Annotated in this window: 14 protein-coding genes; 6 read left to right on the forward strand and 8 right to left on the reverse strand. The window is 67.7% G+C overall.

The window, feature by feature from the left end:
* Window positions 1-55 precede the first annotated feature (55 nt).
* Window positions 56-694: a hypothetical protein gene (locus tag ACFCV3_RS11910; RefSeq protein ID WP_376029132.1), complete on the forward strand. Its 639-nt coding sequence runs from the start codon at window positions 56-58 to the stop codon at window positions 692-694.
* Window positions 695-808: 114 nt separating this feature from the next.
* Window positions 809-2,068, forward strand: coding sequence for a glucuronoxylanase (locus tag ACFCV3_RS11915; RefSeq protein ID WP_376029134.1), 1,260 nt, complete (start codon window positions 809-811; stop codon window positions 2,066-2,068).
* Between the two features lie 5 nt (window positions 2,069-2,073).
* Here the strand turns inward: ACFCV3_RS11915 and ACFCV3_RS11920 are convergent, their stop codons facing one another.
* Entirely contained in the window at window positions 2,074-2,910 is an 837-nt protein-coding gene (locus ACFCV3_RS11920; RefSeq protein ID WP_376029137.1) for a class I SAM-dependent methyltransferase, read from the reverse strand.
* Between the two features lie 98 nt (window positions 2,911-3,008).
* Window positions 3,009-3,590 (reverse strand): helix-turn-helix domain-containing protein, encoded by a 582-nt coding sequence (locus tag ACFCV3_RS11925; protein WP_376029140.1) that lies wholly within the window; start codon window positions 3,588-3,590, stop codon window positions 3,009-3,011.
* Between the two features lie 76 nt (window positions 3,591-3,666).
* On the opposite strand from ACFCV3_RS11925, the gene ACFCV3_RS11930 reads away from it, so the two are divergent.
* The 4 genes from ACFCV3_RS11930 (at window position 3,667) to ACFCV3_RS11945 (ending at window position 8,675) form a co-directional block, all read left to right on the forward strand.
* A complete protein-coding gene (locus tag ACFCV3_RS11930) occupies window positions 3,667-5,199 on the forward strand; it encodes an MFS transporter (protein WP_376029143.1) in 1,533 nt (510 codons plus the stop codon).
* 48 nt (window positions 5,200-5,247) lie between these two features.
* A complete protein-coding gene (locus tag ACFCV3_RS11935) occupies window positions 5,248-6,669 on the forward strand; it encodes a PLP-dependent aminotransferase family protein (RefSeq protein ID WP_376029145.1) in 1,422 nt (473 codons plus the stop codon).
* Window positions 6,670-6,741: 72 nt separating this feature from the next.
* Window positions 6,742-7,665: a cupin domain-containing protein gene (locus ACFCV3_RS11940; protein ID WP_376029148.1), complete on the forward strand. Its 924-nt coding sequence runs from the start codon at window positions 6,742-6,744 to the stop codon at window positions 7,663-7,665.
* A 92-nt stretch (window positions 7,666-7,757) separates the two neighbouring features.
* The gene (locus ACFCV3_RS11945; protein ID WP_376029149.1) at window positions 7,758-8,675 is read left to right on the forward strand and encodes an NADP-dependent oxidoreductase; all 918 of its coding nucleotides are present in this window, start codon (window positions 7,758-7,760) and stop codon (window positions 8,673-8,675) included.
* A 7-nt stretch (window positions 8,676-8,682) separates the two neighbouring features.
* Here the strand turns inward: ACFCV3_RS11945 and ACFCV3_RS11950 are convergent, their stop codons facing one another.
* From ACFCV3_RS11950 to ACFCV3_RS11975, 6 genes are all read right to left on the reverse strand, one after another.
* The gene (locus tag ACFCV3_RS11950; RefSeq protein WP_376029152.1) at window positions 8,683-9,426 is read right to left on the reverse strand and encodes a hypothetical protein; all 744 of its coding nucleotides are present in this window, start codon (window positions 9,424-9,426) and stop codon (window positions 8,683-8,685) included.
* A gap of 59 nt (window positions 9,427-9,485) precedes the next feature.
* Window positions 9,486-10,703 carry a GNAT family N-acetyltransferase gene (locus ACFCV3_RS11955; RefSeq protein ID WP_376029155.1) on the reverse strand — a complete coding sequence of 406 codons (1,218 nt, stop codon included), beginning with the start codon at window positions 10,701-10,703 and terminating at the stop codon, window positions 9,486-9,488.
* A 49-nt stretch (window positions 10,704-10,752) separates the two neighbouring features.
* Window positions 10,753-11,379 (reverse strand): response regulator transcription factor, encoded by a 627-nt coding sequence (locus tag ACFCV3_RS11960; RefSeq protein WP_376029158.1) that lies wholly within the window; start codon window positions 11,377-11,379, stop codon window positions 10,753-10,755.
* Window positions 11,376-12,536 (reverse strand): sensor histidine kinase, encoded by a 1,161-nt coding sequence (locus tag ACFCV3_RS11965; protein WP_376029160.1) that lies wholly within the window; start codon window positions 12,534-12,536, stop codon window positions 11,376-11,378. Before ACFCV3_RS11965 ends, ACFCV3_RS11960 begins: the two co-directional genes overlap by 4 nt.
* A gap of 74 nt (window positions 12,537-12,610) precedes the next feature.
* Window positions 12,611-13,720 carry an ABC transporter substrate-binding protein gene (locus ACFCV3_RS11970; RefSeq protein WP_376029162.1) on the reverse strand — a complete coding sequence of 370 codons (1,110 nt, stop codon included), beginning with the start codon at window positions 13,718-13,720 and terminating at the stop codon, window positions 12,611-12,613.
* 137 nt (window positions 13,721-13,857) lie between these two features.
* Window positions 13,858-14,256: a DUF3892 domain-containing protein gene (locus ACFCV3_RS11975; RefSeq protein ID WP_376029163.1), complete on the reverse strand. Its 399-nt coding sequence runs from the start codon at window positions 14,254-14,256 to the stop codon at window positions 13,858-13,860.
* Window positions 14,257-14,337: the final 81 nt, after the last annotated feature.

Consider the following 14,337-nt stretch of genomic DNA (forward strand, 5'->3'; position numbering starts at 1 on the left):
CAAGAGTCTCGTGTCATCGAAGCGCTGACACGAGAGCCAGAAGGGACGGTGGCCAATGGCAGCCGCTGACACGATCCCCGGCACGCCGGGGGAACCCCAGGCCGCGTTCACCACCGTCGACCAAACGGTCCGGCAACTCACCGAGCAAGAGCCCGAAGCCGTCAGCTCAACGGACGTGCTCGCAGCACTGGCCGGCCTCCGGGCCGTGCAGGACCAGCTAGCCGTCTGGGAGCCGCTCCTGATCGGTGCCGCCCGCGACCGCGGCTCCAGCTGGGCCGCGATCGCCCCCGCCCTCGGTGTGGCCAGCCGGCAGGCCGCCGAGCGCCGCTACCTGCGGCTGAACTCCCATGCCACCGACCCCAAAGGGATGACCGGCGAACAACGCGTCCAGGCAGCCCGCGACCGCCGAGCTGGTGACCGCGCGGTCACCAGGTGGGCCCGGGACAACGCCGCCATGCTGCGCCGGCTCGCCGCACAGATCACCGCACTGGACAACCTCGCCCCCGATACCCGAGAAGCCGCCGACCGCCTCCTCCAAGCCCTCGGCGACAGCGACACGGCATCCCTGCTGACTCCCCTGGCCGAGGCCGGCGCCGGGCTCGGAGACAGCCACCCCAACCTCGCAGGACAGGTCACTGACATCACCTTGACCACCGACCAGCTGCGAACCGAACTCAGCAACAAGCCGCACTAGCCACGAACGCGTTGATCTTCTCAACGGTGACTCCGCAGGTCATCATGGTTTCGGTCCGTCGAACCGCTTCGACGAACATCGGCCGCCGCCCCAGACCGACCTCGTGGAGATGCCATGGACCCCAAAGACCTGAACTCACCCCTCCTACGCCGACGGTCGCTGCTGGCCGCAGGTGCCGCCGTACCGGTGTTAGCGGTGACGGCACCGCCCGCGACAGCGGCGACCCGGGTGGTCGTCGAACCGTCGATCGTGCAGCAGAAGATCCAGGGGTTCGGCGGTATGAACCATCCCGGCTGGATCCCTGACCTCACCGCCGAGCAGCGGGAGACCGCCTTCGGCAATGGCTCAGGACAGCTGGGCTTCACCGTCCTCCGTATCCCGGTCCCCGAGAACCGCGACGACTGGAGTCGCCAGGTCGCCACCGCCCGGCGCGCCACTGAGCTCGGAGCCAAGGTCATCGCCTCGCCGTGGAACCCGCCGGCGTCGATGGCCGAGACCTTCTCCGGGGGCAAGCGACTCCGCTACAACGCGTACGGCGCCTATGCCCAGCACCTGAACGACTTCGCCACTTTCATGCGCAACAACGGAACGACCCTGTACGGCGTCTCGGTGCAGAACGAGCCGGACTACGCGCACGACTGGACGGCATGGACGCCGGCCGAGATGGTCAGGTTCCTGCGGGAGAACGCCGGCGCGATCAACACCCGCGTGATCGCGCCCGAATCCTTCCAGTACCGCAAGACCGCCTCCGACCCCATCCTGCAGGATCCCGCGGCCCTGGCGAACGTGGACATCCTCGGCGCTCACCTCTACGGCACCCAGCCCGCCGATCTCCCCTACCCGCTCTTCCGCGAGAAGGGCGCCGGCAAGGAGCTGTGGATGACGGAGGTCTATCACCCGAACAGCACTGCCGACTCGGGCGATCTCTGGCCGCAGGCACTCGACGTGGGTGAGCACATGCACCGCGCGTTGGTGGACGGCCGGTTCCAGACGTACGTGTGGTGGTACATCCGCCGCTCCTACGGTCCGATGCGCGAGGACGGTCGGATCAGCAAACGCGGTGCCAACATGGCGCACTTCTCGAAGTGGGTCCGGCCCGGCTACCTCCGGATCACCGCGACCGCGAAACCCGAGGCGAACGTCTTCATCACCGCGTTCAAGAACGGATCCCGGATCGTCATCGTTGCCGTCAACAAGAACTCGTCGGCAGTGAACCAGCCGTTCACCCTCCGGGACACCACGGCCACGACGGTCTCGACCTGGGTGACCACCGCGAACCGGACGCTCTCCGCTGACCCGGCCATCACCATGACGAACGGCTCCTTCGACACCCAGTTGCCGCCGTACAGCATCAAGACCTTCGTCGCGGGTTAAAGCTGTCAGGTACGGCGGGCGGCCCACACGGTGCGCTCGGTGCGCATTGCCACGTCGTTGCGGAGCAGAATGCTGTGCGGGCCGTCGGTGTCGAGGAGTTGGTCGAACTCTGCGAGCTCCGCGGGCGAGAGTCTGTCGGCGACGCCCTTGCGGAAGCGTTGGAGGCCGCTGAGGGCGTAGCGGGCGATCGCTTCGTTGCGGGAACCGTCGATGTTCACCGTGAGGGTGCGCTTGCCCTCGACGGTGAAGCCGGCCGCGGTGAGTTTCGGGCCCCAGTCAGCGCCACGGTGGGGCATGTGTTCGGCTTGCAGGCGGTTGGCCTCGGCGTGCACCCGTTCTTCCAAGCTGGGCTGGTCGCTGCTGACGCCGTCGGGAAGGAACCGGGGGAAGCCGGCCAGTTCGACGACGGCGAACAGGCCACCGGGAGCGAGCAGGTCATGGACGGCGCGCAGTACCTGGTCGGGGTTGGCCATGTGGTGCATCGACGCCGACGCCCAGACCAGGTCCGGCGTACCGAGATCTGGCCAGGCCGCACCGTCCAGGTCGGCCTGCACCGTGTGCACGCGATCGTCGACGCCGCGGTCGCAGGCCTTTGACCGCAGGCGTTGCAGATGTTCGACGGACGCGTCGACGGCGGTGACGTGCGCGTCGGGAAACCGGTCCAGCAGGGCGAAGGTCCCCGCTCCGGTGCCGGAGCCCAGGTCGACGATCTGGCCCGGGACCGCGCTCAGCGGGAGCCACTCGGCGATGGAAGCCGTGTGCTCGGTGAGGATCTCGGCATCCAGGTCGAGGATGTCGGCGTGGTGGCCATCGGCAGGGCTGTGGTCGTGGGCTGGTGACATGTCTTCACCGTAGGTCGCCTATGCGCATCTGGCATAGGATCATGCAAGTTACGCAAGGCAATCCCATGATTTCCTGCCGCTTGCGCAAGAATCCACCGTCATTCCGCGGCAGACTCGAGACCTCCGCTGCGATGGCCGCGGCCGGCGTCGCGGTCGAAGATCCCCATGATCTCGCACGGGCCACCTTCGGTACCGATGGCGTGCGGCATCATCGTGGGGAACTCGGCGGCCTGGTTGGTCTCGAGCCGGAAGCGGTGGTGGCCGAGCATCAGAATCGCCGTGCCGGACAGGACGACGAGCCATTCGCGTCCCGGGTGGGCCCGCATCCGGGCCGGATTGTCGGGCGGCGGTTCGGTGATGCGCTGACGTACGACGCTCATACCGGGGTCGGCCTTGACGGTCCAGCGCAGTTGCCCGTGCGCGTTGTCCACCGTGGGACTGCTGACCACGTCGTCGGCAGCTGTCTCGACGAGTTGGTCGAGCGTCGTATCGAGAGCGCGCGCCAAGGTGACGAGCTGGTCGAGCGCCAGGCGGCGCTGACCGTTCTCGATCCGGCTGAGCGAGGACTGGCTCAGGTTGGCGCGCCTGGCCAGCTCGTCGAGCGACCAGCCCTGCGCCACCCGCAGAGCGCGGATGCGTTTGCGTACGAGGCTGTCCAGATCACCAGATTCTTGCGTCATGAGCAACAGCCTATGCCCTATGAGCAACGCCGACCTACCGTCGTCTGCAGAGACTCCGCCCATTCGAGAGGAAACAATGACAAGGCAACTGCGGACCATCCTGATCGCTGTATCGGTCGCGCTGATGGCGGTGATCGCGTCGGTGACCGGACTGAACGTCGCGCAGGTCCACCTGGCGGTCGAGTTCGGCGCCTCCCAGAGCACGATCCTGTGGATCATCAACAGCTACACACTCACCCTGGCCGCGCTGCTGCTGCCACTCGGCGCCATCGCCGACAGGCTGGGCCGAAAGCCGATGCTGATCGCCGGTCTGGCCGTGTTCGGCGTCGCGAACCTCGTCGCGGGTATGGCGCCGACAGCAGAGGTGATGCTCGCCGCACGAGTAGCCGGCGGAGTCGGCGCGGCGATGATCATGCCGATCACCCTCGCAGTCATCACGTCGACCTTCCCCGAAGACCAGCGCAGTAAGGCGATCGGCGTCTGGACCGGTGTCGCCGGCGCCGGCGGCATACTGGGCATGTTCCTGTCCGCGCTGCTCGTCGACATCGCCGACTGGCGCTGGCTGTTCGCACTGCCGGTGGCTCTGGTGGTGGTCGCCCTGGCCATGACGGTGACCTCGGTCCCCAACTCCCGCGAGCAGTCCGTCCACCGCTTCGACACCCTCGGTGCACTGATCTCCACGGTCGCCGTGATCAGCCTCATCTTCGTGTTGCAGGAAGCCCCGGAGCGCGGCTGGACGGACCCTGTCACCATGCTCAGCCTCCTTGTCGGCCTCCTCGCAGCTGTGGGCTTCGTGGCCTGGGAGCTGCGCCGGCGGGACGCCGCGTTGCTGGACGTGCGGTTGTTCCGGGAGGGCAGTCTCGCCGGAGGCTCAATCACCTTGCTGGTGGTCTTCGGCGTACAGGCCGGGATCTCTGTGGTCATGTTCCCGTTCTTCCAGGCTGTCCTCGGCTGGTCGGGTCTGCTGTCCACGGTCGCGATGATGCCGATGGCCGGCATCATGATGGTCTCCTCGGGCCTCGCTCCCCTGCTCGCCGCCCGGGTCGGCACCCGCTCGACGATGGCCACCGGTGTCGCGATCGCCGGTCTGGGGATGGCCGTGATGGCGCTGTTCGTCTCTGCCGACGGCGGATTCCTGTCGATCCTGCCCGGCATGCTTGCCATGGGCATCGGAATGGGTTTGTCGATGACACCGTCCACCGAGGCCATCACGGCTTCGCTGCCACGCGCGAAGCAAGGCGTCGCCTCGGCGCTGAACGACGTCACTCGCGAGTTCGGTACGGCGCTCGGTATCGCCCTGCTCGGTGCACTGGTGTCCGCCGGCTACAGCAGGGCTATCGATCAGCGGCTCGGCGGCATTCCGGAGGCCGCCGCGGAGACCGCCCGCGAAGGCATCGCCAACGCCACCGCGGTGGCACCCAGCACCGGCTCGCACGCCAGGGACCTGGTGCATGCCGCGCAGCAGTCCTTCGTCGACGGTTGGCAGCAGGCCATGTGGGCGGGCGTCGCCGTCCTGGGTGTGCTCTTCGTCTACATCGCCCTTCGCGGCCCGAAGAGCACACCCAGCTCCACCAGGCAGGAGCAGGTGCTCGCTGACCACCTGGACTGAGCGGCCGCCTGCATCCACTTTCGATGTGCGCCCGTATCGTTGCCCGATGTGAGTGACCCGGCGTCCCGCAGTCCCCGAACATCAGGTCTCGACCTGCACCTGGGTGCCGTCGAGGGCACCGGCCGCAACGTTCGCGCGGGCCTGATGGATGCCTTCCGGGATGCGATTCGGACCGGCCGGTTGGCCCCAGGGACGCCGCTGCCGCCGAGCCGGGTGCTGGCGGCCGACCTGGGGCTCGGCCGCAGCACAGTCGTCCGCGTGTACTCGGAGCTGATCAACGAGGGCTGGCTCACGGCGTTGCACGGCTCGGGTACCGAGGTCTCGCAGCGCTCGGCGGAGCTCGTAGGGCAACGAGCGCGGCCGCGGGTCCCCGCGGCCCGGCCGCGGCTCGTGCACGACCTGCGCCCTGGGTATCCCGACCTCTCGTCGTTCCCTCGGGACGAGTGGATTCGCGCGGTGAAGCGCACGGTGACCAACGCACCGTTCGAGGCGTTCGGCTACACCGATCCGCAGGGCCGGAGTGAACTGCGCGATGTCGTCGCCCGCTACCTCGCCCGGGCCAGGGGCTTACGGGCACACGCAGACAATGTCGTCGTCTGCAGCGGAGCCGCGGAGGGCCTGCGGCTCGCCGCCACGGTGCTCGCGAACGCGGGAGTCACCAAGGTGGCGATCGAGGAGTTCTGTCTGCACACCCAGCGCCCGGCGTTGCTGAAAGCCGGGATCGAACCCGTCCTGCTGCCGGTCGACGCCGGCGGCGCCGATGTGTCCGCCCTGGACGAGATCCCCGATCTGGGCGCGGTGCTGCTCACGCCGTCGCACCAGTTTCCACTGGGGGTGGCGCTGCAGTCCGACCGGCGGGCAGCGGTGGTGGACTGGGCCCGTCGGCGGGGCACGCTGATCATCGAGGACGACTACGACGGTGAGTTCCGGTACGACCGGTCCCCCGTCGGCGCCTTGCAGGTGCTGGACCACGATCGGGTGCTGTACCTGGGCACCGCGAGCAAATCGCTGGCTCCTGGGCTGCGTCTGGGCTGGCTCGTCGTACCGGATCGCTTGGTCGGTTCGATCGTCGCGGAGAAAGGGTGGGCGGAGGAATCCGTCGGATTCGTCAACCAGCTCGCGATGACCGACTTCATCGAGTCGGGGGCTTACGACCGGCACATCCGTACGACGCGCGCGCAGTACCGCCGCAGACTGCAGCAGCTGGTCGAGACGATCAGCCGGCACTGTCCCACGACACGCGTGACCGGGATGTCCGCCGGACTGCACGTCATCCTCGAACAACCCGGTCGAAGCGGAGCCGAACTCGTACGCCGTGCCGCCCGCGAACAGCTCGCGATCGAGCCCCTCGCGCTGTTCCGCAACCCTGGCTCCACCTCGGACCGGGACGGTGTGGCCGTGGGATTCGCTGCGCCCTCTGCCAGCGGCTGGTCAGGTGCGCTGGACGCCTTGGTGCGAGCCCTCCAGTAACTCGATTGGTTCCCGTTCGCGGATCGTAAATGGCCCCAGGTTCGGCGCTGGGAGCTGGCTAGCCTCGGCATCATGTTGACAGCCGGAAACCTGAAGACCGCAGCACAGAACGAACGTCTGTGGTCCGTTGCGACTGTGTTCGCGCGCCTTGCCTTGGCGGCAGGCTTCCTGTCCGCCGTTGCCGATCGGTTCGGCCTGTGGGGTCCGCCGGGTACGGGATCCGTTGGGTGGGGCAACTTTTCCGCGTACGTCGCTTACGCGCACACCCTCTCGCCGTACGTGCCGAACGCGCTCCACGACGCCGCCGCGTGGGTCGCAACCGCCGCGGAGTCGGTGCTGGGCTTGACGTTGCTGATGGGCATCCTCGTGCGCTGGTCTGCGTGGGCCGCTACCGGTTTGCTGATCGGATTCGCCGTGTCGATGGGGTTGTTCCTGGGATGGGAGGCACCGCTCAGCGCTTCGGTGTTCGCCGCCGCGTCCGCGGCCTTGCTGCTGGCCCTCGCGCCCGTGAACACGTTTGCCCTCAGCATCGATCAGATCCTCGACCGGACGCGCCACACTCGCAGCCTCGGTCGCCTGCTGGTCGTTGCCACGCTGGCAACCGCGACAGCCTGCGGGGCCGGCACTGCGAGCGTCCCTGTTGCAACCTCGACGGCCGCGCCGTCGCCGCCCGCCGTGAATGTTCTTCTCCAGCAGGCCTTACCCAACGTCCAAGGCACGTTCACGTCGCAGATCGTGGACTTCCCGCCGGGCGGAGCAGCACCGGCACATCGGCATGGGCGAGCTTTCGTGTACGCCTACGTCCTGCAAGGCTCGGTGCTGAGCAAGGTCGACGCCAGTCCCGCGACGACGTACCGCCAAGGCGAGAACTGGTTCGAAGATCCAGGTGCCCACCACGTCGTCGCTGCCAATGCCAGCAAGACCGAGCCGGCCAAGCTCCTGGTCGTCTACGTGTCCACAACCGGCGACTCGCTGCAGACCAACGATCCGCACTGATTGGTTCCTGTTCGGGAGCCTGAAGTGGATCCAGATCCGGCGGTCCGCGCGGGTTAGCTTTCACGTATGGGCTGGATACAGAGAGGTGCGCAATGAAGGCGATCGTGGTGTCGGATCAGGCCGCGGGTACGGCCGGGATGAAGCTGGTGGACCATCCGCAGCCGGAGGCGGCAGGAAACGACGTACTGGTTGAGGTTCATGCGTCGGGGTTCACCACCGGAGAACTGGACTGGGACCCGACGTGGACCGATCGTCTTGGTCGCGACCGGACGCCATCGGTTCCTGGGCACGAGGTCGCGGGTGTGGTCTGTGCTCTCGGCTACGGCACGAGAGGCTTGTCGGTGGGCCAGCGAGTGTTCGGACTCACGGACTGGACTCGTGACGGCACGCTGGCGGAGTACGTTGCGGTAGAGGCGCGCAACCTCGCTCCCTTGCCGGGTGACCTCGACTTCACGGTCGGCGCGAGTCTTCCGATCTCGGGTTTGACCGCGTGGCAGGGGTTGTTCGTGCACGGCCGCCTTCAGGTCGGGCAGAGCGTGCTGGTGCACGGCGCCGCAGGTGGCGTCGGCTCGATGGTGACCCAACTCGCCCGCGACGCCGGTGCGTATGTGATCGGCACCGGACGGGCCGGTGATCGGCAGACCGCGCTGGACCTCGGTGCGCACGAATTCGTCGATCCGGAGGCGGACTCGCTGGCCGACGTCGGTGGTGTCGACCTCGTGTTCGACATCTTCGGCGGGGAGATGCAGAAGCAGTCCGCGAGCCTCATCCGGGCAGGCGGAACGCTGGTGACCATCGCCGGCCCGCCCGAGGCACAGCCGGCCGATGGTCTGGCGATCGATTTCGTCGTCGAGGCCGACCGCCTCCAGCTCAGTCAGCTCGCCCAGCGAGTGCGGGAAGGACGACTGCGCACGGTCATCGGGAACGTCGCGTCCCTCGATGATGCAGTGGCCGCCTTCAACCCGACCGAGCGAGCCAAGGGCAAGACCATCATTCGCGTCCGTCCATAACACCCGGTCAGCTGAGTTCTGAGCGGGTCAGGCGGAGGAAGGCTTTGAGGCCGGCGATGACTTCCTGGTTGTCGGTCAGGCGAGTCAGGGAGTGTTCGAACTGACGGGCGTGGGAGTCGACCTTGGCGTGCAAGGCTCGGTCCCGGGCGACAGCGCTGGCTTCGGCGGTGGCCAGGCCTTGCTCCAGGTGTGAGAGGCGGAGGTCCTGATCGTTCGATGTGGCCTGCAAAGCCTTGAGGTCGGTCTTCAGGGTGTCCAGGCGGCGAAGGGTCTCGATCAGGTCGTCGCGAGGGTGCTTGACGTCTTGCAGCATGGCGGTCATCCGGTCGCGCAGATAGCTGAAATAGGCGCCGGCCGGGCGGAAGAACGTGCTGACCAGGTAGAGGCCGGCCAGGTAGTAGCCGATCGCGCCACCGGACAGATAGGTGATCAAGGCAACGAGTGCCGCGGACAACAGATGGGAGCCGACCGCGAACCAGCGCATCCGCGCGGCAATCCGTCGTGCCTCCGGCTCCCGCTCGGCCGGTACGTCGATGCCGCGGTCACGGCTCGTCCGGATCTCGTGAATCAGCGCCTGGGCCTGGAAGTAGAGGTTCCACGGCACAGTCAGCAGCAGAACCAGCCAGAGCAGACACAGAACGCCGAGGAACAGCAACAGGATCTGCTCGAGCGGTACGTCGGCGATCGCGACCAGCACGATGGCAACAATCGTGACGATCACAGCCCCGCAGAACACCCAGATCTTCGACATACCCTGCAGCCTGCCCAACTCCCCCACCCCCGGAATCGGTACAACTACTCAGCCAGGAGCTAGAAGATCTCGATGCTGGTGGGTGCAGTCGGCCAGGTCAGTGCGGCTGCGGTGGCGGCCAGGGCGCCGGGCGTGTGTTCGGTGACCCGGCCGGTGGCGGCGAACTCTGCCAACGAGCGGCCGCCGAGGTACGTGGCGGAGAGTTCGCTTACCGACAGGGACAGGTCAGGAGCGGCCTCGGTGCGTTCGCAGGTGGCGGTCTGGGAGTCACCGGTCAGGTGGAACCGGCCGTTGTTGTGCTCGATGAGGTCGTCGGTCACCTCGAGTACGACGTCCACGCCAGTGGCGTAGCGGCGTTGCGCGAGGGCGCGGCTGACGTCGGTGAGCCGGACCCACAGGGATTCGCCGAGCCGGCGGACCAGTGCGGCCGGGTTGCTCACCAGTTGCTGCAGCGGCTCGTCGACTGCGGCGTGGCCGTACTGAACTTTGCCTGCCAGATCCAGGGTCAGCACGTGATGCCACAGCGCGTGGTACGCCGTCGGGTCGGTCGCGACGAGCTCTTCCAGGACCACCTCGTTGGCCGCTCCTTCGGCTGCCCAGTTCATCTTCCCGCGCCACAGGGCGTAGCCGTCCAAGGCGCCCGTGGCATCGCGGTGGACCAGAATCTGCCGTGCTGTCGCGCCGCCACGATCTTCGGGCTTGTCCAGAAGCCGCTTCCGCCAGAGCAGCTCCGACCGGCCTGACACCCCGGGCCGGCTCACCTGTAAAGCCCGGAGCAACGGCGCAAGTTGGGCGGCCGCATCCTCCGCAGGCAGCTCCTCGATGCGGTCAGCGCCGCGCGGGACGGGATGCGGCATCACTCTGTGCAAGTTGATCTCGTACGAAACGTTCCGGGCGGCCGGGGCGTAACCGAACCGACCGTAGATTGCGGCTTCGCTTGCCCACAGCACCGCCAGCGCCTCCGGCGCTTCACGCAGTTGCCGGCTCATCAAGCGGGAAAGGATCCCCTGCCGCCGGTGGGTCGCACGAACGCCGACCCCGGTCACGTGCGCCGCCGGCACCACGGCACCTGGAATGGACAGATCCCGGCTCAGAGCCTTCGCCGTACCGACCAGCAGGTCGCCGTCCGTCGCAGCCAAGGCGCGCTCGGGCTCGAACAGCTCCCGATCCAGATCGGACGACGTACTGTCGAACATCATCGCCGCGGCGAACAGACCCCACAGCTGGTCGTGGTCGTCAGCTGTCGCTGCCCGCAGCACAATCTCTGAGCTTCCCATGACGGCATCGTCACATGCCCCACCGACAAGTTGCCCCCGATTTTCCGGATCAAGCGAAGTGGAGGAGGCCGCGGCGGGTCGCTTCGGCCACGGTGCCGGCCCGGTTGTTGCTGCCGAGTTTGCGGTAGATGCGGATCAGGTGCGTCTTGACGGTGGCCTCGCTGAGGTGGAGGTCGGCGGCGATCTCCCGGTTGCTGCGACCTTGCGCGAGGAGTCTGACAATCTGGAGCTCGCGGTCGGTCAGTGGCGTGGTGGGTGCCACCACCTCGCCGACCAGGAGCCCGACCGCGTCCTGCGCGATTCCCGCGCCGCCGTCGTACGTCGTCCGCAGCGCGCGGAAGAGGTCATCGGGCGGCCCGGCCTTCAGGACGTATCCACGGGCACCTGCGGCCAGCGCGAGCGCAACGTCGGTGCGGGTGCCATGGCTGGTCAGTACGACGACCTTCACCTGCGGTACGGCGAGCGCGATCCGGCGGGTCGCCTCGATACCGTCGATCGCGCTGTCCTGCAGCCGCAGGTCCATCAGCACCAGGTCGGGCTCGAGCACCTGGGCGAGCCGGACCGCCTCCTCACCGTCGCCGGTCTCCGCGATCACCTCGAAGCCGCGCTCGCCCTCGAGCAGGGCGCGCAGACCGGCACGAACCACCACGTGGTCGTCAACGAGCAGGACCTTCATCCGGTCACCGTTCCGATCGGCACCGAGGCGGTCAACGCCGTACCGCGTCCGGGAGTGCTGTCGAGCGTCACAGTCCCGCCGAGTCCCCGGAGGCGCTCGCGCAGCGACGGCAGGCCGAAGCCCCGGTCGGCAGCGGACGCTCGGTCGTCGACACCGTTGCCATTGTCAACTATTTGCAGGCTGACGGTCTCCCCCGTCCAGTCCAGCACCACCTCGACCCGATCCGCCTGAGCGTGATCCCGGACGTTGGCCAGCGCACCCTGCGCCGTCCGGAGGAGTGCGCTCTCCACCGAGGAGCTCAACTGCCTGGGCTCCCCCGTCGTAGTCAGCACAACCTCCGGACCGTACTCCCGTTCACGTCGGCACAACTCCGCCAACGCAACCTCCAGCCCACCGTCTTCCAGCTCAGCCGGAGTCAGGTCGGCGATCAACCGCCTGGCCTGTACGACGTTCTGTCCCAGCATCTCGGTGACTCCGCGGACCCGCTCCCGGGCGCGGGCAGGATCCGAACCCCACTCCCGATCCGCAGCCTGCAGTAGCATCCGGCTACCGGCCAACTCCTGGGTGATCGTGTCGTGGATCTCCCGAGCCAACCGGGCGCGCTCGGCGAGCATGCCGGCCTCGTGCTGCTGGTGGGACAGCTCCGCCCGGGTCTGTTCAAGCTCGTCGATCAGTTGCTGCCGCACCGCGGAGTCACGTTGCTGTCGGGCATACAGCGCAACGGTTGCCCACAACGCCGCGGCGGGCGGCAGGAACAGGTCGAAGCCCGCGGACCGCCGGAACAAGGTCAGACCGAGCAGACCAGTCATGATGCCGATGGCAACAAGTGCGACCGGCACGGGCAGTGACCGCAGCAAGAGGCAGGCCAACGGGATGACCAGCCAGCTGTACACCGCTGCGTAGGTCGCCGGCACCGTGGTGATCAGCAGCACCCACATCAGTGTCACTGCGGCGATCATCGGCAGCTGGCCGCGACCGAGTCGCTCCCCGGCCCAGACCGTCACTGCGTAGCCCGCCGACAGCAGCACGCTGAGACTCACGATCCAGACACACAGCCAGGAGCTCAGGCTCAGCAGCCGGCTGAACGAACCGATCACCAGCAGGAAGAACGCTGCGTGTACGGCGATCTCGAGGCGCGACACGGCGATCCGGGACACGGTGGCTCCTTCGGCTGGCGGCACCTTCGGCAGATGCCGCCGAGTGTATCCACCTGTCCCGAACCGGCCGGTTGTCAGCGGCCCGGGTGAAGTCCCAGCCACCCCGAACTGGGGGCGCCGGTCACCTCACCGAAGTACAGGCTGAACGTCTGGCGCCAGCGCTCGGCCTCGGCCCGGTCGGCCATAAAGGCCGGGAAGCCGTCGAGGTCGGCATTCGCGTAGGTCCAGATCGGGCGCAGGCCGGTGCCGGGGGCAACGTCCGTGCGCACGGACCAGCCGTTGGACGACGCCTGCTGACGTTCCTGACTGATCTGCCAGTTCAGGTACAGCTTCGCGGCCGCAGGATTCTTCGCCGCCGCGAAGATCGCCGCACGCTGGCCCCACGCCATGAACGGATCCTTGGCCGGCACCACCCAACGGGTCGCACCGGTCGCCCGGGGATTACCCGATCCGCCGACCCCGAGCGCCTTGCGGCCTTCTGCGACTGCGGTTCCCGGGGTGAAGCTGCCGCGCGCGAACGAGAGCTCCTGCTGCGCCAGCTGAGCAAGCCAGCCCCAGCCGTAGGCGTCGACGTACCGCTTGAACAGGAACAGGGTCGCGTCATCGTCGTTCGGGTAGGCCGAGGCGACCTGGCCGCGCCACCGTGGATCCGCGAGATCACGGGGCGACGCCGGCGCATTGCCGCCGACCCCGGCGACGTTGTAGATGTAGCTGAACGCGAAGACGTTGATGGCCGTCCAGGCACCGTCGCTGTCCTTGAAGCCGTCGTACACCTTGCCGAAGCCGGCCGGCTTGTACGGCAGCAGCCTCCCCTCCCGCTTCCAGCGCGGGAAGTTCTGCAGCGTCTGCAGCTGAACCACATCCGGTACGAGCGTTCCGGTCGCCAACTGGTTGTTCACCCGGACGTCGTGGAACTTGCTGTAGTCGACCACGATGGTCATGTCGATCTCGGGGAACCGTGCCTCGAAGGCAGCGACGGTCGCATCCGGCTGAAGCTGGCGATCACCACCCGCGTAGACCACCAACCGTCCCGATTCGGCGACCGCAGCACGGTAGAGCTCATCCAGGGACCGCGTCTCCTCGCGCGACGAACGCGCAGCGAGGGCCGGCGTACCAACCGCCAGCGCCGCACCAACGCCCGCACCCACTCCGAGCAGACTCCGACGGCTGAACCCACTGGTCACGGCAACATCCTCTCTTCGGCGACACAACGCGTTCATCGTGTCGCCGAAGAGCCTGCCGCCACATCGACCGACCGGCTCCCCCACTCCTCAGCCGGTTGAATCCACCGTCAACCGTTCGGTTGACGGGGGGATCCTGCCTACATGGCTGGTCTGGCCCGTCTTCCGGGGCTCCAGCGCCAGCCTGGCTGGCGCGCGGCTCGGCGGGCCCTGGAGGTTCGGTCGGGGAGTACGACGCGGTCGAGGCGTGGCAACGTCAGTAGGGCGTCGGCGGTCTCGTCGTCCGGGTTGCTCCTGATGTACCGCTGGAGGCCGACGCCGGCGACGCGGATCCGTGGCCCACGGGTCCCGTCCGGGTTACCGACGTACGCGATACCGGAGCTGTGCTCGAGCCAGCGGATGACGTCTTCGATCGAGCTGTCCTCTAACCCACCGTGAGGATCCGCCCACTGAACGCGAGCGATGCCGCGCAGGTCGTCGCGTTCCTGCGACATAGCGACCGCAGTAACCGTGACTGCTGGGTAGCTTGCAAGGCTCATCGACCTACACGTGCCTCCTGGTATACCAACCCTCGCATGGTGACACCTGGCCCGCCGACCCGGAAGGGCCAGCCCACCTAT

Source organism: Kribbella sp. NPDC056345 (genome assembly GCF_042262745.1).
GTDB lineage: Bacteria > Actinomycetota > Actinomycetes > Propionibacteriales > Kribbellaceae > Kribbella.